Source organism: Vibrio navarrensis, from assembly GCF_000764325.1.
Classification (GTDB): Bacteria; Pseudomonadota; Gammaproteobacteria; order Enterobacterales; family Vibrionaceae; genus Vibrio; species Vibrio navarrensis.
In genome coordinates this window covers 307634-332099 of the sequence record NZ_JMCG01000001.1, presented here as the reverse complement: position 1 = coordinate 332099, position 24466 = coordinate 307634, and the positions used below count along the sequence as shown (strand labels likewise).

The following is a 24466-nucleotide window of genomic DNA, read 5'->3' as shown; positions in this document are numbered from 1 at the left end:
TTTTTAGAATAATCGCCCTATAATGCCGCTCAAAATTTGTGATCTCACACACCTCCAAACCGAACTGATTTCTGAGTAACAGCAATCACAGAGCACGTGATCAGTTCCACTTAGCCTCCCATTCAGCGAGCGCTAAGCTTTTGATAAAATTAGGAAGCAAGATGACAACGCCACACAACACGCGTAAACACGATTTAGTTTATCAACTCAATGACCGTCCACCACTGCCACAAACGCTGTTCGCCGCCTTGCAACATTTACTGGCGATGTTCGTTGCGGTGATAACACCGTCGCTGATTATTTGTCAGGCCCTTGGCGTCTCTGCCGAGCAGACCAACACTATCATCAGCATGTCGCTGTTTGCCTCTGGCCTCTCCTCTTTTATTCAAATCCGCACCTTTGGCCCGATTGGCTCAGGCTTGCTCTCGGTACAAGGCACCAGCTTTAACTTCCTTGGCCCAATCATCGCTGCGGGCCTCTCTTTGAAAGCGGGCGGGGCGAACGTGGAAACCATGATGGCGGCGATTTTTGGCACCATTTTGGTCGCCTCCTTTGCGGAAATTTTGCTATCACGCGTGTTGGAATACGCACGCCGCGTGATCACGCCATTGGTCTCGGGCATTGTGGTGACTCTGATTGGTTTAACCCTGATCCAAGTCGGGTTAGTGTCGATGGGCGGCGGCTATGCGGCGCTGGGCGATGGCACTTTTGGCAGCCTAGACAAACTGGCGCTGGCGGGCACCGTGCTCGGTTTGATTGTGCTGCTTAACCGCGCGAAAAACCCTTACATCCGCGTCGCATCGATCGTGATCGCGATGTTTGTCGGCTACCTGATGGCCTACGTTATGGGCATGGTCAACATCCATCAACAAGCAGAAACCGACCTGATTGCCCTACCCATTCCGATGCAGTTTGGCCTGAGTTTCGACTGGTCACTGTTCATTCCTCTGGTGCTGATTTTCTTTATCACTGCACTGGAAGCGATCGGCGACATCACCGCCACCTCAGAAGTTTCTGGCGAACCAGTCAAAGGCCCAGTGTACATGAAGCGCATCAAAGGCGGCGTTCTGGCCGATGGCCTTAACTCGGCGCTGGCGGCGGTGTTTAACAGCTTCCCCAACTCGACGTTTAGCCAAAACAACGGCGTGATCTTGCTGACGGGCGTAGCCAGCCGTTATGTGGGTTATTTTATTGCCGGCATGTTGGTGCTACTGGGGCTGTTCCCGGGCGTAGCCAGCTTTGTGCAGTTAATCCCTGAACCGGTTCTCGGCGGCGCGACCATTGTGATGTTCGGCACCATTGCCGCGGCTGGGGTGCGCATCATCTCTCGCATCGACCTTGATCGCCGCGCGATTTTGATCATGGCGCTGTCGTTCTCGATGGGCTTAGGCATCGCGCAGAAACCGGAAATCCTGCAATTTATGCCGGACTTCATTAAGAGTATTTTCTCCTCAGGCGTCGCGGCGGGCGGTATCACTGCGATTGTGCTCAATCTGCTGCTACCAGAGAAATTGCGCGACGAAGAGAGCGAGCAAGCACAAAGCGCGACCCAAGCGCAGTAACCAAATCACGGTAAAAAACAGGGTTGCCATTGGCAACCCTGTTTTGTTGTTACTTAGCTAATTCGCTTAGCGCGTCGGGAAACTGATTTGCACTTTCAGCCCGCCTTCGCTGCGGTTATTGACCACCACCGAGCCATGGTGCTGGCTGACAATACGCTTAACAATCGCCAGTCCAAGCCCAGTCCCCTCGCTGCCGCGCGCCGTATCGCCGCGAGTAAAGGGTTGAAACAGCTTCGCCACTTGCGATTTGTCGATCCCCGGGCCGTTATCTTCCACACAGATCCACACCAGCTTGTTGTCGGCGGTCATGCCGGTGCTGACTTTCACCCAGCCGTTGCCGTAGCGCAGCGCGTTGACCACCAAGTTGCTGATCGCACGCTTAATGGCAATGGGGTTACCAAACGCATCACGCACCGTCGGCTGAAAAGCGGTTTCGATCGCCACCTCGTAGCCCCCTTCGGCGCTGGCCACATCGCCGGCGATGGTGTTGATGTCGACTTGGGTGAAAGATTGCGCGTTGACCGGTTTTAGATAGTCCATAAACTGGCTGATGATCTCATTGCACTCTTCGGTGTCGCTGATGATCCCTTCGGCGAGATAACTCTCTTCTGGCGACATCATCTCCGTCGCGAGTCGAATACGCGTCAGTGGCGTGCGCAAATCGTGGCTAATGCCCGCCATCAGCAGTGCGCGGTCCGCTTCCAACTCTTGAATACCACGCGACATCTGGTTGAAAGCCCGCGTCACCGCGCGAATTTCCGTCGCGCCTTTCTCCGGTAGTGGCGGCGGAATTTCACCGCGTCCCACCTCTTTGGCGGCTTTTTCCAGCGCAATCAAAGGGCGATTTTGCAAACGAATAAACAACCAGCCACCCGCGATGATCAGCAGCGCCGCAATCAAACTGTTACGAAACAGCGGCGCGAAATCTTCCTCTTGCAGCTCCGAGAGCGGAATGCGGATCAGCGACCCGGGCATGGCTTCGATTTTCATCCACAAAATATAACTTTCACTGCCCAGCAAGAGACGCACTTCAGTTGCTGAACCCAGCTCTTGGCTCATCTCTTCACTCATCAGATCAATCGACATCGCATGGTCGAACTCTTTCGCCTGTTCGCTATCTTCTCGGTGCACCGTCACGCCAAGCTGCTCAAGCACTTGGCGGCGCAGCGGCTCGTTGGCGTGCAGATCGCCGCTGTCATCCAGCACTAAGTTGAGCTCGTGGGCGAGAATTTTGTTGAACTGCTGCAAACTGGGCAACAAAGCGTAGTTAAACACCGCGTAATAGGAGAAAACTTGGCTGGCCAGCAGCAAAGTGACAAAGATGAGGATCGATTGAGTAAAGGAACTGCGAATTCGCATGACAAGCCTCGGCAGATAAAACGTCAATAAACGACAATCCCTGGGCAAAGCCAGGGACTGTGGAGTGAATTATGTCGCGCTTTAGGCCTGTTTGCCATCAGGGACAAACACATAACCCAAGCCCCACACGGTTTGAATGTAACGCGGTTTGCTTGGGTCTTCTTCTAACATGCGGCGTAAACGGGAGATTTGCACATCGATGGAACGCTCCATCGCGGAATACTCACGGCCACGCGCCATATTCATCAGTTTATCGCGCGACATCGGCTCACGCGCATTGGTCACCAGCGATTTCAGCACGGCAAATTCGCCGGAAGTGAGCGGCATCGGCTCATCGCCACGAAACATCTCTCGGGTGCCAAGGTTTAAGCGAAACTCACCAAATTCGACGATTTTCTCTTCTGAGCTGGGTGCGCCCGGCAGCTCGATGATTTGGCGACGCAGCACCGCTTTGATGCGAGCCAAGAGCTCACGCGGGTTAAACGGCTTCGGCAGATAGTCATCCGCGCCTACTTCGAGGCCGACAATACGATCCACTTCGTCGCCTTTGGCGGTCAGCATTAAAATAGGCAGCATGTTGTTGGCATTACGCAGACGACGGCAAATCGACAAGCCATCTTCGCCCGGTAGCATGAGATCCAGCACCATCAGGTGGAAGTTTTCGCGCGTCAGTAGGCGATCCATCTGCTCTCCGTTGGCGACACTACGCACTTGGAAACCTTGTTCAGAAAGGTAACGCTCTAAGAGCGCCCGTAAGCGAGCATCGTCATCGACCACCAAAATTTTATAATTTTCTTGCATCTGTCTGTCCACCTATCTGCAAAATCGCCACCCAATTCGGCCGAGTAAAATGTAACATCAATTCGCACACTTAAGCACAAAGAATTGTTAGCGTTTATTACCTTTTAGTGGAAGATTAGGCGAGTTGCCAGCGCACCCCCTCTGGCAGGATAGTTGTCACTGTTAAAATTTAACCAGTCTAGGGCGGTAAGAGTGAATTGTGTCTCGTATTCCAACAGAAAGAAAAGAAGCCATATTGAAGAAGCTGCTGCCTCCATACTCAATGTCAGTGAGCGAACTTTCAAAAGAGGAAGGCATTAGCACTGCAACCCTGTATCATTGGCGACAGCAACTCAGACGTTCAGGAGCCGCAGTGCCAAACAGCAACACTTCATCAGAGCAGTGGTCTGCTCAAACTAAACTCGCCATCGTCGCCGAGACTTACTCGATGACCGAGAATGAACTCAGCCAATATTGTCGTGAAAAAGGTCTGTTTCCAGAGCAAGTCCAACGCTGGCGCAGCGAATGTATGCAAGGCTTCATGTCGAGTAAAGAGCGGGAAGCACAAGCAAAGAAGCAGGCCAAAGCGGATAAGCTTGAAATCAAAGAGCTTAGGAAGGAGTTACGCCACAAAGAAAAGGCGCTCGCTGAAACGGCTGCCCTGTTGGTTCTACGAAAAAAGCTCATAGCCTTTTACGGGGAAGAGCCAGAGGACGACTAACCTCAACCGATGAAAGGCAGCACCTGATTGCTCTTATCCACGATGCCAAGCAAAGTGGTTGCCGCTTAGAGCGAGCTTGTTATGAGGTTCAAATTGACCTGAGAACGTATCGTCGATGGTATCGGCAAGGAGAGGTTCAAGCGGATAAAAGACCGACCTGTGCCAGACCTGAGCCAGCTAACAAGCTCTCTCAGCAAGAGCGTGATGCCATTATCGAGGTGTGTAACCGCCCAGAGTTCGCGAGCTTACCTCCAACTCAAATCGTACCGACACTGCTTGATAAAGGTGAGTATATCGCCTCAGAGTCGAGCTATTATCGGGTACTGAGTGCACAAGGGCAACTTCATCATCGAGGCCGTCAGAGGAGTAGACAAACACAAGCGAAGCCAACGAGTTATACGGCGACAGGCTCGAATCAAGTCTACACATGGGATATCACTTACTTGCCTTCAAAGGTTCGAGGCCAGCACTATTATCTGTACGTCATTGAGGACATCTACAGCCGAAAAATCGTGGGTTATGAGGTGTATGAACGTGAGTGCGGCGAGTTAGCCTCACAACTCCTGCAGCGGACGTTGATGCGAGAGCAGTGCTTCAGTCAACCGCTGGTTCTTCACTCAGATAACGGTGCGCCTATGAAGTCGCTGACGTTCAAAGCGAAGATGGATGAGTTAGGCATTACCTCATCGTATAGCCGTCCAAGAGTCAGTGATGATAATCCGTATGTAGAATCGTTGTTCCGCACGGTAAAGTACATGCCAAACTGGCCGACAAAGGGCTTTGAAAGTCTCGACAGCAGTCGACGTTGGGTTGAAGCCTTCGTGCGCTGGTACAACACCGAGCACAAACACAGTAAGCTAAATTATGTCACGCCTTCAGAGCGTCATAATGGAAAAGATGAAGAGATCTTGAAGCGCCGAGCTGAGGTATTGCTCGCAGCAAAACAGCGAAAACCTGAGCGCTGGCCTGGTGATATCAGGAACTGTGAACCAGTTGGTGAAGTCCACCTAAATCCAGAAAGAGAAGCTGCTTAATAAGCAAGCAAATGATGGCAACTATCTTGAAAAACACCGCGCACTTCAAACTGCGTTGCGGATGGACAGCACAGTCGCAGCACCGTTCTATTCTGCGCTTTGCAAAGTTGAAGGCCGAGTGCCGACAACGCCACTGGTATCGGGTCGATGAAGTCGGTTACGTAAGCAACACATCGAGCACACAGTTTTTTCTCCAAGGGGCTAATAAGCGCCCCCACATATTTCATCCGTCGTTGTCAACTCACCACATTCTCTTTAAGAAGACAATTACTAGATGACCAATTTTACAAAAGATAGATATATATAAAACATCAAGTTAAAGTTAATTTAAAATCAACTATTTCACTAGGCCAATAGTTATCACCATCTACAGTAAATCCTTCAAGCATAGTAATTATTCCCCCATCAACATAAAGCATAAAGTCAACTCCATATTTTAATCCTAACACTTCAGCATGTATCGAGCTCCCTAAAGTTAAGTTCTCTATAATTTTGGCTCTATACTCATCGGGATGACGGAAATTTGCGTAAAATCCAACTCTTGAAATATTTACATCACCAATAAATATATAATCAAGTTGTTCTAAATATTCCTCCGCTTCATTGACCAATATATGCTCAACCACTGAATTAATAAAATTTTTTAAATTTAAATCATTCATTCCTCAATATCTCTCCTTGAAGCAGAACCAATTCTAAAGCGTCCATCTACAACTTTTCCTCCAACAAGATCGACTTCCATCCCACCTACGTTTACTCTATTTATTTTTTTCGATGTATCTAAAGCTCCATTTACCAATGCCTCTTGTGCTGCATCATCAATTGCTCTAAATGCACGCTCCTGATCGCCATCAAATTTATCTAAAAATTTACCCAACTTATGTTTTTCTTGGTCAAAAATGTGCTTAAGTTTTTCTGGTTCTATCTTGTTTATCGCTTTTACAGCATCATCAAGTAGACTAAAAGAATTTCCGACATATCCCGTGTATCCAATGCCACTTGCAGCGACAGTCGTTCTTAAGCTTAAACCTAATCGAGCCACTAACCCCAAGGAAGCTCCAGGAGCAGCCAGCATAGCCATATCAGTAAAGAACTCATTAAACTCCTCTGGACTCATTCGAGCGCTGAAGCCTGCGGCAAAGTCCTCATTTGTACCATAAGTCCAAGTACTGTGTGTTGTTCCCAATGCGGCTTGTCGTTGTGCTACTCCTTCTCCACTTCTCCCTCGTGAGCGGTCTAACGCTCTATCCAGTTTGCCGCGATCTTCGGCTTGTTCGCCCCGGCGAGCCTCATCGGAAGGCGATCCCATACCTGGAGTTACAGTTTATTTCTGGCGAAACAAATTATAACGCCTTACCATGCTGCTCAAAAAGCCATCACGAAAGATCAACACGCCCTAGATACCGTGATCCAACAAGCTGCACATTAAAAAGCCCGCGAATGCGGGCTTGGACTAATCAGAAAAAGCGATAATACCGAAACAGCTCTCCAAGTTTAGACTTTGAGTATTCGCCTCTTGCATCGAACTGACTTTCAATCAGGTTTTTATTTTCTATCAGAGCGCTCGGCACCTCAGTTGTCTGGCTTTTTTCTGCAAGATTAATAATCGTCTGTAATATTTCACAAGCTGTGGATTCATCTTCTTCTTTTAACAAGAAACTGATGGTTTCATTTATAGAAGAAAATGCTTCAGATGGACTCATATTGCCAATAAAGTCATCTCTAAATTTTTCAAAAAACCACTCGTCTTCGATTGGATCTGAGTTCCAATAATCAATAGCTTCAATCAGAGCATCACGATATAACATCATCAATCCTTAAACTTGAAATCAATAACCTCATTGGTATTGATATTTTCAACATAATGAATCTCAACGCCATTTACGTTCTGAGTACGCTTCACCCATCCATCTTCATGCAGAAGATTATTCTTTGTATCAGACATTTTTGGCATTCTTGGAGGAGTAACACCAGATGGGTTTGATTTAACCTCCTCCATTGCAAGTTGCTCTTCTAGGCTTTTAGCTTCTGTTCGCCCGGTACTAATATCTGCTCTCTTTGTAACATCATCACTTATACCCCCCACCTTTCCGAAGATGCCGCGAAATTTTTTTGCAGCCCAGCTAGTTGCAGCTTTTAGATATTTTGTCGCTTTAGCCGCCCAACGAGCGGCAGCAGGGCCTTCCAACAAAGGCCCACCAAGCAACATAGCCGCTGTAGCCGCAGCTTCTGGATCTCCTGTCGTATTAAGGGCTCCATAAAATCTAGGATCTGTCCCCCAAACATGCTCTGTTGTTCCCAATGCGGCTTGTCGTTGTGCGACTCCTTCTCCACTTCTCCCTCGTGAGCGGTCTAACGCTCTATCCAGTTTGCCGCGATCTTCGGCTTGTTCGCCCCGGCGAGCCTCATCGGAAGGCGATCCCATACCTGGAGTTACAGTTTATTTCTGGCGAAACAAATTATAACGCCTTACCATGCTGCTCAAAAAGCCATCACGAAAGATCAACACGCCCTAGATACCGTGATCCAACAAGCAGCACATTAAAAAGCCCGCTGCGGGCTTTTACTAAGACAAGCTATTCGTAAAGCTTACAAAGTCCGATAGGCCAAAATCTTTCATATCTTCCAGAAACTGCCTTCTAGTTGATATTTGATTTTGAATATCAGGCTGATCTAATAACTTTGATATAGCGATTGCTTTCTTAGCTCTAGTTGCATGGAATGGGCAATGTTTCCATACACTTTTTTCATCACTAGACAGCAGCTCATAAGCAGCCCCCATAGACGAATATTTCAATAAATACGGCTCTCCAAGCTTATCAAAAGCATCCAATATTGAATCAGTAACTGAAGATATTTGATCTTCAGAGGAAATACTCCACCGCTTCTGTTCGCCGGTCGATAAATTACCAAGCTCTACACCAAGCGTGCTAGTTCCTGCTTTTTCCTTTTTGGTCAATAGGTTGTTTTTAGAATTTACTAAATCCTCAACCTCATCAAACCGAACAGCGACATCTACCGTTACATCAAAGTCATCGGCATGTTCAATAAATGAGAGGTGGACACAAGCCCAGCCTCCTTCAATAGATCGATAAAAGGACTGCTGTTTGGCTTTTTTCCCAAAGCCAAAAGCTGTCAATTTTTCACCAACACTCGCAAGTAGATTTTTTTGTAATTCTTTAATACTCATAATGTACTCAATACTCATAATGTACTCAGCCAATTAGTAACGCCTCTCAACAGTCTCAATAACCATGTTTTGGCCACGAAGAGCTGCTGGGGCATTTTTACCAACAAGGGTTCCACCCTGGGTTGCAAGCGCTTTATCTTTGGCGAGCTGAGAAGCATTGCGGACTGCACCGCCTGCTTTCACTTCAACAGCTCGAATCGTACCGTTGGCATCTTGAACTAAGTGATCAATTACACGTCGGCCTTCAGCAGTCCTCACTGATACTTGACTACCTAAAATAGAATTTCCTTCAGCAACTAGGTCTTTGGCCGCTTGGGCCTCAGCAGCTTTACCTACCGCTCTATTTTTGGCTAACTGGGCTGCTCTCTTTGTAACATCCTCCCCAATCCCCACTACCTTTCCAGTATATCTCGAATACATGGTGTTTGCGATCGGACTAGCAAGTTTGGCTGCCCGTGCAATAGTAAATGGCCCAGCCAGCATAGCCATATCAGTAACGAACTCATTGAACTCCTCTGGACTCATTCGAGCGCTGAAGCCTGCGGCAAAGTCCTCATTTGTACCATAAGTCCAAGTACTGTGTGTTGTTCCCAATGCGGCTTGTCGTTGTGCGACTCCTTCTCCACTTCTCCCTCGTGAGCGGTCTAACGCTCTATCCAGTTTGCCGCGATCTTCGGCTTGTTCGCCCCGGCGAGCCTCATCGGAAGGCGATCCCATACCTGGAGTTACAGTTTATTTCTGGCGAAACAAATTATAACGCCTTACTATGCTGCTCAAAAAGCCATCACGAAAGATCAACACGCCCTAGATACCGTGATCCAACAAGCAGCGCATTAAAAAGCCCGCTGGTGCGGGCTTTGAGGAGGTTATTTAATGGTGATATTACTAATTGGAGTACCAGGCGGCAACCCACGAATTTTTTCAAGTAACTGCCCTGATATACCCCAGTACACCTCAAGATCAATTAATTCCAAATTTGCAACTATATCTGCTCCACCTAAAAATAGCGGCTTTTTATAGCCAACACATTGTGAGGAAGCAGGAGGTTCATTGCCTGTAACCAACCATTCACTGAAAAACTCTACAGCAAGCGCTTCATTGGTGTAATTCACAAGCTCATCTTCATGGAATTGAGCAAAGTTAACAGGTATTTCCAATGCCTCCCCCGTACCAGGCTCAAATATCAAAACCAATGGCTCCCCAGCTTCTGAACGACCTAAATCAAGTGCAAATTGTCGACCCAGCCAATCATACCCAAAACAGAAAATTCTCTGAGAAAAACTTGGGAATGCTTCACCTACGATTTTATTCCACTTACTAATATTCTCAAAAGAATGAATCCTATATAAGCCTTGATTAAATGAGCTGCCAGAGTAGTTAGAAAAAAACTCTTCTAGGCCTACCATATTAATTGGAAAACTAAAAGATGATGCTTGTTCTCCACCTTTTAATTCGTCTTTATTAAATTTCGATAAAAAACTTTCAAACATCTCAAACTCTCTTCTAATTAATATTCACTTTGTCGATAACTGTACCTAGGGGCAAGTTCTTTATTTGGTGATGGATTTGAGAACCTAAGCTTCTATTAACACTTGAGTCCAATGGAGACATATTACTTAAGGTATCTGATCCACCTAACTGTAAATCATGCACATGATCAACATCGTTTCCACTTGGAACCGAGTTTCCTGCTCGTTTATAACGTGATGCAGCAGATGTTCCTGATCTTTGTGATTGAGTTACAACGGTGTTTGCGTCACATAACGCTTGGCACTTAGCATCTGCTGCCGCTTTCTGTGCAGCAGTCCAGCCTTTTTTGTATTTCAGATTAAGATCTACACTCTTTGTAACATCCTCCCCAATCCCCACTACCTTTCCAGTATATCTCGAATACATGGTGTTTGCGATCGGACTAGCAAGTTTGGCTGCCCGTGCAATAGTAAATGGCCCAGCCAGCATAGCCATATCAGTAAAGAACTCATTGAAATCCTCTGGACTCATTCGAGCGCTGAAGCCTGCGGCAAAGTCCTCATTTGTACCATAAGTCCAAGTACTGTGTGTTGTTCCCAATGCGGCTTGTCGTTGTGCGACTCCTTCTCCACTTCTCCCTCGTGAGCGGTCTAACGCTCTATCCAGTTTGCCGCGATCTTCAGCTTGTTCGCCCCGGCGAGCCTCATCGGAAGGCGATCCCATACCTGAAGGTGCATTTGTGTAATAACCTGTAGGATCTGAATAACTCAGCGGATTATTTTGCACATAGGAGTAACGGTTAAATGCTTGCGTTGCAAACCATTTATCTTGAATAAACGGATCTGCGCTTAAGAAACGAGCCAAGGTTGGATCGTATACTCGGCCATTCATGTGGATTAAACCCACATCATCCAACATTTCATGGCCCGTAAAACCCAAGCGCCCGACAATCGATGAGGTTTGCTCCAACTGCGGCTGCCAATCACTTCCGCGACGTTTGCCCCATGCATCGTAGCTAAAACGCTGCTCAATATCGCCCAACTCATTTGAGATAGCGATCACAGAACCAAGGTGATCCTTATGCAGATATTTAATACCAGAGAGCTTTACATCACCAACCGTATGCTCATAAATCGCTTTATCACCAAGGTAGTAACGAAACGTCGTTTTACCATTGGGCTGTGTGATGACTTCTGTCGAGTCTAAATAACGTGTGGTGGTGGTACCGCGCTCAGTAGTGTCTTTACGTAAATAACGCTGGCCATGCACTCCATACTCAAACTCGGTGGTGGCATTGCCTTTCTTGATTGAGATAGGTTTATGATTAGCGTTGTAGCGAATACTACGCCCCGCGCCCGATAGCATGTTGCCATGGACATCATAGGTAAATTTTTGCACCTGACCGTTAGATGAAACAACTTGGCTAACGGCGTGAGGTAGATATTCTGAACTTCCCGCTCGCAGCGCGCCATAAGTGTAGTGGCCGACATCCTGCTTATGTTCTATGTTACCTAGCTCGTCATAAGCCACTGAAACATTGGACAATGCCGTATCATCGGCAAAGGGTGATTTTCCTTGGCTTGGTAAACAAACTTTGTTCTCAATCTTAATTGCGCCCTCATGCATTCCTCCAATTCGAGAAACAGAGTCAATGCCTCGGGGATTAACCAGTAAATCACTAGGTTTTACCTGACTCCAATGCGTAATAGGTTGCAAAGGATCAGGACGTATCGTAATCGGCTTCAGGCAGTCTTCAAATGACATATAGCCGTGAAGGCTTGTTTCCGTGCTCTCTGTTCTTGAATTTAAAATAACCGCACTGCGTGATATATCACTTTGAGTCAGTCGATTCAAAGCATCGTAGTTCAGCGATTCTTGTAGCTCCATTTGATATTCATAGTGCGCATAGGAAACCCGTATTCCAGCCGATCTTCCAGACTCAAGTAACTTCTCGCCAGTTTTCACTTTTGTTTTGAGTAACTGAGAATCCAGTTCAGATCGATAGGTCAGATTTCCGACAGAATCAAAGCGGTACTGGTTTTCTTTAACGACCTCACTGCCTTTAAATAGTTGTGTGCGATCGATATAGCCCGTATCCGCTTGGTATTGATAGACCGAGCTCAAGCCATTGCCAAATTGTAAATCGGTCATGTTGCCAAAGCTGTCCATCTCTTTGGCAGACCAAACTAAGTCTCTTGCGCCCGTTAGGCCTTTTTTATACAAGTAAACTTTCGAAAGTCGGTTACTTTCATGGTAAGCCTGTTCGGTAACCACCCCATTGCCGTAGTGGAGAAATTCCAGACGGCCTGTTAAATCGTACTCATATTCTTGATGATAACTTTGCCCAAGAATTGTGATGTATTTGTGTTGCAGCAACCCATTGTCGAAATACTCGTAGTTTTCTACATTTCCGGCCTGAGACACCTCAGAAAGCAAACCACCTCGAGCTTGGTATTTCCAAGTTTGTACGGGCTCTTTGTGATTAGCCTTGCTAGACTCACGTTTCACTATGCGACCAAGCAGATCAAAGTGTTCGCTAACGACGACGTCTTGATTTTTCTCTGTTTTATAAACAAGACCAAGGCCGTTAGTCGCGTAATAAACAACGCCAAGATCCGGGTCTTTCAGGCGCGTGCGATTGCCTAAAATGTCATAGCCAACCTCAATACGATTTCCTTTAGGATCTTCCGTTTGAACCAAATTTCCCCAAGCATCATATTGGTAGTACACACTGTTGTTATCTGCGTCTTTTACTTCAACTTTCTGCCCTAAAGCATCGAATGTTGTTGACGTGGTGTAGCCCCGAGAGTTGGTAAACTCCGTCGTAAAACCACTGTAGCGGTAACGAGATGAGGAGCCATCTGGTTTCTTGATATGAGTCACTCGACCCAACGCATCGTACTGATAGTCCGTGGTCGCTTCGGGGACTTCGCTTGGACTTGGAACCCCGCTTGACACGACTTGTCCGAGCGCATTGTAGCGCGTCGTCGTAAAGGCATACGGCTTGTTTCCTATAACTCGTGTCATCGATTTAACTTCACGATGTCGCGCGTCATACCAAGTCTTTTGCTCTGGGGCGTTAGAAGAGCGAACCGTTTTACTGTAAACCGCACCTTCTTCTGCTGACAGTTCATATAAGATGGTGGACCATGCCCCAGTTGGCTCACGAGAGCCGATCAATCTGCCCCATTGGTCGTAGTAATATAAGGTAACGTTAGCTCGTTCATCCCGCAGATGAACCAAGCTGCCAAACACAGGATCAAACCCATACGTTTTAGAGTAACCTAACGCATTGGTTTCACTACTGAGATAACCATACCTATCATAGCTTTTGAACGTTTGGCGAAAGTTTTGAGGCGCTCCCGTTTTTCCTACAATATTTTTGCTCAGTGCCGCCGACCACCGTTCAGTGATGATTTGAGGAAGACCACGGTGAAAATTGCCATATTCGATGGCACTTTCTAACTCCGTGCCTTTTTGTTTGGTTTCTTTGATCAGCAGGCCATTGTCGTCATATTCATAGTCATAGGTTTTGGTTTGAGTATTGAGTTTTGCCCCTTCTGCGGTGTTGCTTTGTGAAACCGCAATGGTTTTTTTCTCTAGAAGACGCACTAACCACTTATCGTAGTTTGGCTGCTTATACTCATTGAGGACTGAGGTCGTCGTCGTTTGGTTATGAATATGGTCAACCGTTGTCGTTGTCTCAGACTTTACGTAACCAAACTGTTTGTCATAGGCTTTATCAATGGTAACTGTTTGTAAAAAAGCACCATCAAGCCCCCAAGTCTTAGTGACTGACTTGATCAACTGCTGCTTGAAACGCTGACGTGGTTCAAAGGGTGATTTATAGCTTGGAGCTAGGTATTTAGCCGCATTAGGACGACCATTGCCAATGGCTTTCTCGGTGTGCCATTGGTTCGTTAACACGCTCAGTTTGTTTGCAGAATCGACCGAACAGGAATCAAAACTGAATTCGTTATCACTTGTAAGCTGGCATACCACCTTCTCTTTCAGTGCTGAGTAAAGCAACGTATTTTCAACATCTTGGTGATAAGTACGGCTTTCTACCTGATGGGTTGTTTTATTCCACTGGTGAACTTTCTCAAAACCCAAATTATGCGCACCCATTAAGTGCACTTTTTTACCTTCATACTTATAGGCAAGCTCGTTGTACCCGCCAATACCATCTGAAACGGATAAACCTTTCACCACAATGCCAAACGTTACATTCTGCTGCGGGTATTGAGCGTCAGGCCCACGACGGTAAACTTCCGTATCGCTCAAGGTGCCGTATTCAAAGCGGGAAACATTGCCTAAGTTTGACGTGATAGCGTTAACAAGAGGAGAAGAGAAATGACTGATCGCAGTGTGAATGCCAGAGTCATTGACACCGACAAGATCCATTTTCCCATCGCCATTCAAATCCACTGAAGTACGCACATCCTCTGCGCGCCAACCACCTGCTCGAGTACCAAAGGCACGAAGCCCTCCGGCGTGGTCTAAGAAACCACTTCCAGTCCCTTGCGCGACAACCACTCTATCATTAGCAAAGCCAATGATGTCGGGAATGCCGTCATAATCGACATCAGCTAACAAGCGTGGATGTTCACCAACACGCCAGCCGCCTGCCTTAAAGCCAAATTGATTTTTCCATAAGGAAGAGGCTTTTAAGGATGCCCCGGTAGACAGAGCGACATAAGTGCCTGCATCCGAAAAGCCGATGACATCAGCCAGCCCATCTCCATTCACATCTGTCGCTTTCAGAATGTGCCTGCTTAGTTCCCACGATCTTGGCGTTCGAAACTCACTTGACCATAACGTCTCTGTAGAAAAAGCCGAACCTGTGGAGAGAGAGAGACCGTAACCCCTTTATCTGCAAATGCGACGATATCCGCCATTCCATCGCCATTAAAGTCTCCCAGAGCTCTTTCACCATACTGCTGATGCGCTCCAAACCGTTGGGACCACAGTTGAGGGGCGGTAAAACGCGTGCCATCTGAGAGAGAAACAAACACTCCTCGATCAGCAAAACCAACGATATCATCAAGGCCATCACCATTGACGTCGGCTAAATACCTTTTATTTTCCTGTTTCCAACCACTACGAATGTATCCCAATGTATCCAGCCACTGTTCAGCATTTCTAAATTTACGCCCTTCAGACAAAGCAACCGACACACCATAATTGCCAAAACCAACAATATCGGCCTTACCATCACCATTTACGTCACCTAGCAACCGAGGATGCAGAAGAGTATTCCATTCTTTATTTGGATCTGGGCGTCGTCCTAGGCCCTCGCCATTGCCTCTACGTTCACTGCGCGAGGAACTCTCCATCCCCATACTCCTATGCTCTCTGCGTCCTCCCTTATGATCCGACTCATCTTCTTTTGGAACTAAGTTTACTTCAGCAAACTCATGACTAAGTAACAAAGGGGAGGAATAGGAACCAGATCCATCTGCAAACGCGACATGGACGCCATTTTTCGCAAAACCGATATAATCAGGGAAACCATCACCATCTACATCTGCAAAAGTTCGGTATGAATATTGATGTTCGCTAAAATCACCTCTCAGAGCGACTGAGTAATCGGTGAAGTCCTCCTCCCCGTCAGTATTCCAATCAATAGTGAATGCATCGATTTCTGGTGAGCTATAGCGGCTCAAGGTGACTTTGCTGAGTAAATCTTGGTTGGCATCTTTAGGATCATAGTGTGCAGAAACAGTCAAAACCAGAGTGCTGCTGTCCGCAAACACATCAATCGTTTTTACTTTTAACGTATCTAAGAATTCACTTCCTGCGCGAAAATAACTGCGCTTTCGATTTGCCGTTTCGTAGTTAATCTTAACGGAAAAGCCATTATAGGTTACCGTTGATAAATAGAGTGTCCTGTTCGTTCCTGATGAATCTGGCTCATAATTATAATTGATCAAGTTACCAGACAAATCGGCCATTTGTGTTTGATACCAAAAGATTGGTGAACCATTTTCTAAATTTACGCTTTGGCGATATTCAGAACGAATACCATCAGAATCCCAAACTTCAAACCAACTATCGCTATCTTGCATTCCTCGATGCAAAATAATTTTTTGATAGGTGTCGCTCAAAGTGCGATATTCCGTTTCAGCGGCGCCATACTCACCATCCACGTTGATAAGGCGCATGCCATTCAAACAAAGCTTATCACTCTGCTCACCACTGATAGAACCTGGTTCACCATCTACAAAATAGCTGGATTGACAGCGAGTTATACTTTGTGGGCCAGAGAGTGTCCAACCATACCCTAAAGAGCCCTTGGTCAGATTTGAATTGTAGGAAATTCCGAGCTGAGGGGTAAAACCATTAATCCCACTAGGGAGGGGAATTGAATAATGGTATTTTGCATTGCCGTTAATACCAACAGATGCAACACCTGTACTTTCAACACCATTTGATGTTTTTTCTAGTTGAAGATTGGTTAAATATGAAGCAAATGATATATCACTGTATCCTGACACCACGCACGCGATCAGCAGTGAAGAGAGCTTCCTTACTTGTCTTAAATCCATTATTAAGCCTTTAAATACTAGACGACCAACTAATTTAAAGGCGAAATAATATACCCATAGAACATTATTTCAATTTATTAATATCAGACATCATATTGAATAAAATACAGTACAAAAACCCGTAATTTAGAACATGCAATAATTCATTCATTTCCAACTTACTATTTAATTAAATTATCAATATATGTATATCTGTAATAAGAATATTAAATCTATTCGCAAAAGCTTCCTCACTCTCCCTTTTCGTACTCAATCGCGTTGATAAACCACTCTTTGATGCCGCTTGGCGTCGGTACTTGCACTTCGTCGTCCACCTGTTTTTTCAGCAGCGCGCGCGCCATTGGGGAGTCAATCGAAATGTAGCCTTTGGCGTCACCGTAGATCTCTTCTGGGCCGACGATGCGAAACTTCATCACTTCGCCCGCTTCGTTTTCAATCTCCACCCACGCGCCGAAGAATACTTTGCCCTCTTGTTGCGGCGCGTAATCGACGATCTTAACTTCCGGTAGCAATTTGCTCAAAAAGCGCACGCGGCGATCAATTTGGCGCAGCAAGCGTTTGTTGTAGGTGTAATCTGCGTTTTCAGAGCGATCGCCAAGGCTCGCGGCCCACGCCACTTTCTGTGTGATCTCAGGGCGCTGCTCTTTCCACAGGTAATCGAGCTCTTTTTTGAGCTTGTTGTATCCCTCACGGGTAATCATTTTGGTTTTCACGCACTTTCCCTTATCGGCTCGAACGGAATCAGATGGAGCGAAAAGTAACGACTTTTGCCCGCTTTTACCAGTGCAGGCCAAAGAATTGACTGTATGCTCTCAAAAGCCACGGCGAAACGTGCTATTAATCTCCCCCACTGCGCCCTTGCTGGCCGATTCATGCATTGCGGGGTGGAATCGACGCATTGCCATCCCCATATTAGCCACATTAACGAAGAACAAAGAGATCCCACGGATGAGCCAAGCTATCTGTAATCTGATTGCTCAGGAGCTGAATGTACGCCCAGAGCAGGTCATCGCCGCCGTCACCCTGATTGATGACGGCAACACAGTGCCCTTTATTGCCCGCTACCGCAAAGAGGTGACGGGCGGGCTGGACGACACGCAACTGCGTAACCTCGATAGCCGTTTGTCTTATCTACGTGAGCTGGACGACCGTCGCCAAACCATTCTTAAGTCAATCGCCGAGCAAGGCAAACTGAGCGCCGAACTGGAAAAAGAGATCCTCAATGCCGACAGCAAAACGCGCTTAGAAGATCTCTACCTGCCATACAAACCCAAGCGCCGCACTAAAGGGCAAATCGCGATTGAAGCGGGCCTCGAACCGCTGGCCGATACGCTGTGGAACCAACCACAGACCGAACCTGAAAGCGAAGCCGCACGCTACATTAACGCTGAGAAAGGAGTCGAAGACAGCAAGGCCGCGCTGGATGGCGCACGTGCGATCATCATGGAGCGCATCGCAGAAGACGCGAACTTGCTGGAAAAAATCCGTGCGCACCTCACGCGTAATGCGGAAATTGTTTCGCGCGTCGTGGCGGGCAAAGAGCAAGAAGGCGAGAAGTTCAAAGACTACTTTGAGCACAACGAACTCATCAGCAAGGTGCCATCACACCGCGCGCTGGCAATGTTGCGTGGCCGCAATGAAGGCTTTTTGAGCTTGACGCTCAACGCCGATCCGGGACAAGAAGAGAACGCACGTCAATCTTACTGTGAGACGCTGATTGCCGATCACTACGGCGTGACACTCAGCAGTGCACCAGCCGACTCTTGGCGTAAACAGGTCATTAGCTGGGCATGGCGTATCAAGGTTTCGATGCACATGGAAACCGAATTGATGGGCGCAATGAAAGAGCGTGCCGAAATCGAAGCGATTGAAGTGTTTGCCACCAACCTCAAAGATCTGTTGATGGCCGCTCCGGCTGGCCCACGTGCCACCTTGGGACTCGACCCGGGCCTGCGCACCGGTTGTAAAGTGGCGGTGGTTGATGCTACAGGCAAAGTGCTGGCCACCGACACCATCTACCCGCACGTGCCGCAGAACCAGTACGATCGCGCAATGCAAACCGTGACGGCCTTGATCAAGCAACACAATGTCGATTTGATTGCGATTGGCAACGGCACCGCTTCACGTGAAACCGATGCGTTCGCGGCCGATTTGATCAAACGCGGCAACCTCAAAGTACAGAAAATCATGGTCAGCGAAGCGGGAGCGTCGGTTTATTCGGCATCCGAACTGGCGGCGAAAGAGTTCCCGAATATGGACGTTTCGCTGCGCGGTGCTGTGTCTATTGCTCGTCGTCTGCAAGACCCACTGGCGGAGCTGGTGAAAATCGATCCGAAATCGATCGGCGTGGGCCAATATCAGCACGATGTCAGTCAAGCCATGTTGGCGAAACGTCTGGACGCGGTGGTGGAAGATTGTGTAAACGCGGTCGGCGTGGATGTGAATACCGCCTCGGCCGCCCTGCTGACTCGCGTTGCGGGGCTTTCCACCACATTGGCGCAGAACATCGTCGATTTTCGTGACGAAAACGGCCGCTTTGCTAGCCGTGCAACCTTGAAGAAAGTACCTCGTTTGGGGCCAAAGGCGTTTGAACAGTGTGCGGGCTTTTTGCGCATTATGGATGGCAAAAACCCGCTGGATGCCTCGGCGGTGCACCCGGAAGCCTACCCGGTAGTGAAAGCGATTGCCGAGAAAAATCACAAAGAAGTCAAAGCGCTGATTGGCGATTCCAACTTCCTCAAAGGGCTGCGTGCACTCGACTATACTGATGAACATTTTGGTCTGCCAACGGTTACCGACATCATCAAAGAGCTGGATAAGCCGGGCCGCGATCCACGTCCGGAATTTAAGACCGCCACGTTTGCCGAAGGCATCCATGAAGTGCGCGATCTGGAAGTGGGGATGATTTTAGAAGGCGTAGTGTCGAACGTGGCCAATTTCGGCGCGTTTGTCGATATCGGCGTGCATCAAGATGGCTTAGTGCACATTTCCGCTCTCACTGACCGCTTTGTTGCCGATCCTCGTGAAGTCGTCAAAGCAGGCGACATCGTCAAGGTCAAAGTGATGGAAGTGGACGTGCAGCGTAAACGCATCGCCCTCTCAATGCGCTTAAACGATGAACCCGGGCAAGATAACCGCAGCCAACGCAGCTCGGCGCCTCGCTCCGCTCAAGAGCGCCGCTCGCCACGTCGTGATGAGCCGCAAGGCAATGCACTCGGTGGTGCGATGGGCGGCGCATTTGCGGCTGCTTTTGCCAAAGCCAAAAAATAACGCGGCAATCAACAGAACTCATTGAATAAAAACAAAACCCACAACGGCTGCCCATTGTGGGTTTTTTATTGAATTGCGCTTACAACACCGCAATCACTTCCGAAGGAGTGTGGGGCACGACCGAATGACCATAGTGGTATTTGATGATCTTTCGACGCTTTTCCATCACGCCTTCTTTTATCGCCGCATCCAAAACGCGCTTAGGTAGGCGGTAACGAATCGCATAGCCTTTGCCCTGATCTTCTGCGTAACTGCCCAGTGATATCAAACTAAAGAGCCGATCAATCGCATCTTTGGCTTCATCGTGATACACCGCGATGCCATCCGCGGTATCCATCTCGTAGCCGGGATGTTCACTCGGATCCCAAGACGACTGCCGTCGCCGTTTATCGTCACTTTTGACTTTACGTTCCGCATTGGACTTTGCCAGCGCCACGGGTGGCGCGACGGGCTCACGCACTCGATTGTCGCGCGCAACCTGCTCTGTTTGCACATTTACCGATGGGGCGATCAGTGGCACACTCACAGTGGTCGGTGACACAATCATCGCGATACCTCCTCAAAGAATCGCCCTCAGCCGTGCGCATTGCTGCGAACAGCGCCAATTCATGCTCCCGAGAGGAAAACCTTCAGTGAGAATAACCTTGGTCATTTAGTTATCGACCAATATTTAAACAATTTTAGTTTTTATTTCGCCGCAAACCTGATGAGTTGATGGCAAAAGCTTTCGGGCTCGGTGATAAAGGGCGCATGGGATGATTGGCTGAAAACAAACTGCTCGCTACTCGGCAGTGCTTCGGTGAGTTGCTCGGCAATCTTAACGGGCACTAAGCCATCCAAACGACCATACAGACGCAGCATCGGCATACTGAGATGCGGCAAGTGCTCACGCAAATCCACTTCGGCCAACATTTTCAGCCCAGCCAGCAAAGCTTGCGGGTTCGGCTCCGGACGCGACAACACCGCCTGCTTTAAGTTTTTCACATCCTGGCGAGCCGAAGGGCTACCCATGGCTTGCAGTGCCATGAAGCGCTCTACGGTGGTGTGAAAGTCTTCACTGAGCTGCTCGGTAAACGCGTGCAACACGCTGGGCTGAATGCCGCGCCATTTAGATTCGGCGGCAAATTTTGGCGAGCTGGCGACCGTCACCAGTTTACTGACATAGTCGGCGTGGTGCAGCGCCATGTGCGTCGCCACCAGCCCACCGAGCGACCAGCCGACCCAAATCGCTTGACGAGGAGCGCGCGGCAACAATAACTGGGCGATCGCTTCTAAACTGCTGGCCGGCAGATGCGCGCTATGACCATAGCCGGGCAAGTCCACCACATGCACCCGAAAATGCGTTTGCAAGCGCTCCACACTCTGCTGCCACACTGCCCCATTCATTCCCCAGCCGTGCAGCAACACCAAATCTTGCCCTTCCCCACTCACTTGCCAATGCAATTGTGTGTCCATGCTCAAACACTCTCCCACTTTTTCCACTCCGCTCAGTCTCGCCTGTTGGCTACATTGAGTGCTCGGTCTGCTTATATTTCGAAATGATTATGTTAACTCATTGGCTGCGTGAAAAAACACTCCGATCACTGCCTAGGCTGTGTCACCTGTGCGGCTTACCTTGTTCATCTGCCAGCGCCTCTCTATGGTGTGACCATTGCCTTGGCTATTTTTCGCCTACGCCTCGTTGTCGCCACTGTGGCTTGCCCACTTTAAGTAACGTCGCCGAATGCGGCCAATGCCTACGCACCCCGCCCGTTTGGCGACGCTTGTATTGCCTGAGCGACTACCAGTTTCCTACCGCTTGGTATGTCAATCAGATCAAACACCAGCGCCAATTTCGTTTCTGCCAACCCGTTGCCGCGCTCCTTGCAGAACGCATTACTGAGCCCGCCCCACTGCTGCTCTCTGTCCCCATGCACTGGCGTCGGCAGTGGCGACGTGGCTTTAACCAGAGCGACCTTTTCGCCGCACAGTTGGCCCACGCCCTTGGGCAGCACTATCTGCCCGACGCCTTTCGTCGCACCACTCACACGCCGCCACAACAAGGGCTCAACAAACAGCAGAGGCAGCGCAATCTCGCGGGCGCTTTTCGCTTAAATCGGCCAATTGAGGCCAAACACGTGGCGATTGTTGACGACGTCGTCACGACCGGCAGCACAGTGCGACAATTATGCCAATTACTGCTTGCAGTCGGGGTGGAAAGCATTGATATTTATTGCATCTGCCGCACTCCTGAGCCGAAGTAGCTCCATCAGCGACCAATCGTTCAAGCGGTACATGCGCTGAAATTGGTGGTTTTTTCGCTGCAAAAGACTAGATCCTTTCGCTATCAGGAGTAGAATGGCATCAATAACCTACAAATTCACTCGGGTATTTAGTCGTGTCAAATATTACTATTACTGAATCTGCACAAACTCACTTCGCTAACTTGTTAGGCCAACAGCCTGACGGTACCAACATTCGTATTTTCGTTGTCAATCCGGGCACACAGAATGCGGAATGTGGCGTTTCATACTGCCCACCAGAAGCAGTTGAAGGCACCGATACCGAAATTCCGTACCAAGGTTTTTCCGCTTACGTTGACGAGCTAAGCCTGCCCTTTTTGGAAGATGCCGAGATCGACTACGTCAGCGACAAAATGGGCTCACAACTGACCCTCAAAGCGCCAAACGCTAAAATGCGTAAAGTCTCTGACGACGCGCCGCTGATTGAACGAGTTGAATATGCAATTCAAACTCAAGTGAACCCGCAGCTGGCGGGGCACGGTGGCCATGTCAACTTGGTGGAAATTACCGATCAAGGCGTGGCGATTGTCTCTTTCGGCGGTGGTTGTAACGGTTGTTCTATGGTGGATGTCACGCTCAAAGAAGGCATTGAAAAAGAGCTGCTGCAACAGTTTGCTGGAGAACTGACCGCGGTACGCGATGCGACAGAACACGATCGCGGCGAGCACTCGTACTATTAATCGCGCCAGATGGCGATAAAGAAAAAGGTTGGCACATTTCGCCAGCCTTTTCTTTTCGATTATTTTTTCTTTTCGTTTATATTGACTCAGCAAATGCCTAATATTGCCAATTAACTTAACGCAGCTAACCATCTCGCGGTGAAGGAGTACACGCAATGAGCCGAAGGAAAGAACCCGAAATCCTCAAGAGTGACATTGTTGCCAAGTCCAGACTGTTTGCCATCGAAGCTCTGCAATTGCGTTTCTCCAATGGCGAAGAACGAATTTATGAACGTATGAAGCCGAGCGGCAGAAATGCCGTCATGATGGTTCCCATCACTGAGCAGGGTGACCTACTATTAGTAAGGGAGTACGCTGCAGGCACAGAACGTTATGAACTCGGTTTTCCTAAAGGGCTGATAGACAGTGGTGAGAGCCCAGAGCAGGCAGCGGACAGAGAACTAAAAGAAGAAATCGGCTTTGGCGCAAGAAAACTAACGCCCCTCAAACAGGTCGTGCTCGCTCCGTCCTATTTTTCGAGCAAAATGACCCTGTTCATTGCGCAAGATCTGTATCCAGAAACGCTGCAAGGCGATGAACCTGAACCTCTGGAAGTGGTGCGTTGGCCTTTGCAACAAGCAGAAGAGCTGCTCAATCACCTCGATTTTTGTGAATCGCGCAGCATCACTGCATTGTTACTGGCCATCAAAGCGCTCAATCAAGCCGGGTAGTAAGGACAAGCCCCATGCAGACAACAAAAGATTTATCTCAACTATTACCTCAGGTCATCGATATCGCCCGCTCTGCCGGACAACTGATCCTCGATATTTATCAAACCAAGCAGTACGAAGCCTTCACCAAAGACGATGCGACGCCAGTCACCAGTGCCGACCTCGCCGCGCACAAACTGATCACCAAGCAACTCAGTGAATTAACCCCGGACATTCCCGTCCTGTCTGAGGAGGCTGCCGACATCAGTTTAGAAAGGCGCGCGCAGTGGAACCGCTACTGGTTGGTTGACCCGCTGGATGGCACGCAAGAGTTTATCGCGCGCAGCGGCGATTTCGCCACCATCATTGCGTTAGTGGAGAACAATCGGCCCGTGATGGGGGTCGTCTATGGCCCGGTCTCTGGCGTGACTTACTACGCTTACCATGGCAAAGGCGCGTGGAAAATCCCGCAGATGGATCAAAGCCTGAGAATTCAGACCCACAAACATGAGCTGCCCGGACAAAATATTGCGATTGCCATCAGCCGTCGTCAGGACATCAATCGCATCACCAACCGCATGAGCAGTGCTTGGAACTACGATCTGGTGCCACTCGGTTCAGCGGCCCTTAAAGCCTGTTTAGTGGCGGAAGGCGCGGTCGATTGCTATCTCCGTTTAGGCCCAACCGGAGAGTGGGACACCGCGGCGACGCAGTGTATCGTCGAAGAAGCGGGTGGACGCATTCTCAGCACTCAACTGGAGCCTTTGTCATACAACGAACGCGACACGCTAGAGAACCCGAACTTCATTGTGTTGGGTGATGCGGATTTGCCGTGGCATGAGATTTTGCAGGGCAAAGACTAACGTAAGAGCAAACTGACA

The 24466-nt window shown here is 48.5% G+C and carries 21 protein-coding genes; 7 read left to right on the top strand and 14 right to left on the bottom strand.

What is annotated here, in order from left to right:
- Window positions 1-161: 161 nt before the first annotated feature.
- Window positions 162-1562, top strand: coding sequence for a uracil-xanthine permease family protein (locus tag EA26_RS01550; protein ID WP_039422694.1), 1401 nt, complete (start codon window positions 162-164; stop codon window positions 1560-1562).
- A 66-nt stretch (window positions 1563-1628) separates the two neighbouring features.
- Here the strand turns inward: EA26_RS01550 and envZ are convergent, their stop codons facing one another.
- Both envZ and ompR read right to left on the bottom strand, forming a co-directional pair.
- The gene (gene envZ / locus EA26_RS01545) at window positions 1629-2921 is read right to left on the bottom strand and encodes a two-component system sensor histidine kinase EnvZ (RefSeq protein ID WP_039422692.1); all 1293 of its coding nucleotides are present in this window, start codon (window positions 2919-2921) and stop codon (window positions 1629-1631) included.
- Window positions 2922-3002: 81 nt separating this feature from the next.
- On the bottom strand, window positions 3003-3722 hold the full coding sequence (gene ompR, locus EA26_RS01540; protein ID WP_039422689.1) for an osmolarity response regulator transcription factor OmpR: 720 nt from the start codon (window positions 3720-3722) through the stop codon (window positions 3003-3005).
- Between the two features lie 199 nt (window positions 3723-3921).
- Here ompR and EA26_RS01530 point away from each other — a divergent pair.
- Window positions 3922-5456 (top strand): IS3 family transposase gene (locus EA26_RS01530; RefSeq protein ID WP_404975831.1). Its coding sequence is split into 2 segments (ribosomal slippage): window positions 3922-4375 and window positions 4375-5456, totalling 1536 coding nucleotides; the frame shifts between segments, so codons are not numbered across the junction.
- Between the two features lie 311 nt (window positions 5457-5767).
- Here the strand turns inward: EA26_RS01530 and EA26_RS01520 are convergent.
- The 10 genes from EA26_RS01520 to greB form a co-directional block, all read right to left on the bottom strand.
- Window positions 5768-6118 (bottom strand): hypothetical protein, encoded by a 351-nt coding sequence (locus tag EA26_RS01520; RefSeq protein ID WP_039422678.1) that lies wholly within the window; start codon window positions 6116-6118, stop codon window positions 5768-5770.
- On the bottom strand, window positions 6115-6765 hold the full coding sequence (locus EA26_RS01515; RefSeq protein ID WP_039422677.1) for a hypothetical protein: 651 nt from the start codon (window positions 6763-6765) through the stop codon (window positions 6115-6117). The genes EA26_RS01520 and EA26_RS01515 overlap by 4 nt, the downstream gene beginning before the upstream one ends.
- A gap of 148 nt (window positions 6766-6913) precedes the next feature.
- Window positions 6914-7264, bottom strand: coding sequence for a hypothetical protein (locus tag EA26_RS01510; protein WP_039422675.1), 351 nt, complete (start codon window positions 7262-7264; stop codon window positions 6914-6916).
- A gap of 2 nt (window positions 7265-7266) precedes the next feature.
- On the bottom strand, window positions 7267-7758 hold the full coding sequence (locus EA26_RS22120) for a hypothetical protein (RefSeq protein WP_226978306.1): 492 nt from the start codon (window positions 7756-7758) through the stop codon (window positions 7267-7269).
- A 264-nt stretch (window positions 7759-8022) separates the two neighbouring features.
- On the bottom strand, window positions 8023-8646 hold the full coding sequence (locus EA26_RS01500) for a hypothetical protein (protein ID WP_039422673.1): 624 nt from the start codon (window positions 8644-8646) through the stop codon (window positions 8023-8025).
- 33 nt (window positions 8647-8679) lie between these two features.
- Window positions 8680-9240 (bottom strand): hypothetical protein, encoded by a 561-nt coding sequence (locus EA26_RS20035; RefSeq protein WP_152593643.1) that lies wholly within the window; start codon window positions 9238-9240, stop codon window positions 8680-8682.
- Window positions 9241-9512: 272 nt separating this feature from the next.
- On the bottom strand, window positions 9513-10136 hold the full coding sequence (locus EA26_RS01490) for a T6SS immunity protein Tdi1 domain-containing protein (protein ID WP_039422671.1): 624 nt from the start codon (window positions 10134-10136) through the stop codon (window positions 9513-9515).
- 13 nt (window positions 10137-10149) lie between these two features.
- Window positions 10150-14865: an RHS repeat-associated core domain-containing protein gene (locus EA26_RS20030; protein ID WP_052079590.1), complete on the bottom strand. Its 4716-nt coding sequence runs from the start codon at window positions 14863-14865 to the stop codon at window positions 10150-10152.
- A gap of 26 nt (window positions 14866-14891) precedes the next feature.
- Complete coding sequence (locus EA26_RS20025; protein ID WP_052079589.1) at window positions 14892-16664, bottom strand: FG-GAP repeat domain-containing protein; 1773 nt, start codon at window positions 16662-16664, stop codon at window positions 14892-14894.
- A gap of 230 nt (window positions 16665-16894) precedes the next feature.
- A complete protein-coding gene (greB, locus tag EA26_RS01480) occupies window positions 16895-17377 on the bottom strand; it encodes a transcription elongation factor GreB (protein ID WP_039422669.1) in 483 nt (160 codons plus the stop codon).
- Window positions 17378-17612: 235 nt separating this feature from the next.
- On the opposite strand from greB, the gene EA26_RS01475 reads away from it, so the two are divergent.
- On the top strand, window positions 17613-19934 hold the full coding sequence (locus EA26_RS01475; RefSeq protein WP_039422668.1) for a Tex family protein: 2322 nt from the start codon (window positions 17613-17615) through the stop codon (window positions 19932-19934).
- Between the two features lie 79 nt (window positions 19935-20013).
- Here EA26_RS01475 and EA26_RS01470 read toward each other — a convergent pair whose 3' ends face one another.
- Together EA26_RS01470 and bioH are read right to left on the bottom strand one after the other, a co-directional pair.
- Window positions 20014-20481, bottom strand: coding sequence for a hypothetical protein (locus EA26_RS01470; protein ID WP_039422667.1), 468 nt, complete (start codon window positions 20479-20481; stop codon window positions 20014-20016).
- Window positions 20482-20621: 140 nt separating this feature from the next.
- Window positions 20622-21389 (bottom strand): pimeloyl-ACP methyl ester esterase BioH, encoded by a 768-nt coding sequence (gene bioH / locus EA26_RS01465; RefSeq protein WP_039422665.1) that lies wholly within the window; start codon window positions 21387-21389, stop codon window positions 20622-20624.
- Window positions 21390-21478: 89 nt separating this feature from the next.
- Here bioH and EA26_RS01460 point away from each other — a divergent pair, with 89 nt between their 5' ends.
- From EA26_RS01460 to cysQ, 4 genes are all read left to right on the top strand, one after another.
- Window positions 21479-22177: a phosphoribosyltransferase family protein gene (locus EA26_RS01460; RefSeq protein ID WP_081946357.1), complete on the top strand. Its 699-nt coding sequence runs from the start codon at window positions 21479-21481 to the stop codon at window positions 22175-22177.
- 134 nt (window positions 22178-22311) lie between these two features.
- Entirely contained in the window at window positions 22312-22896 is a 585-nt protein-coding gene (gene nfuA / locus EA26_RS01455) for a Fe-S biogenesis protein NfuA (RefSeq protein WP_039422661.1), read from the top strand.
- Window positions 22897-23051: 155 nt separating this feature from the next.
- Window positions 23052-23606, top strand: coding sequence for an ADP compounds hydrolase NudE (nudE, locus tag EA26_RS01450; protein WP_039422660.1), 555 nt, complete (start codon window positions 23052-23054; stop codon window positions 23604-23606).
- Window positions 23607-23620: 14 nt separating this feature from the next.
- Entirely contained in the window at window positions 23621-24448 is an 828-nt protein-coding gene (gene cysQ, locus EA26_RS01445) for a 3'(2'),5'-bisphosphate nucleotidase CysQ (protein ID WP_039422658.1), read from the top strand.
- Window positions 24449-24466: the final 18 nt, after the last annotated feature.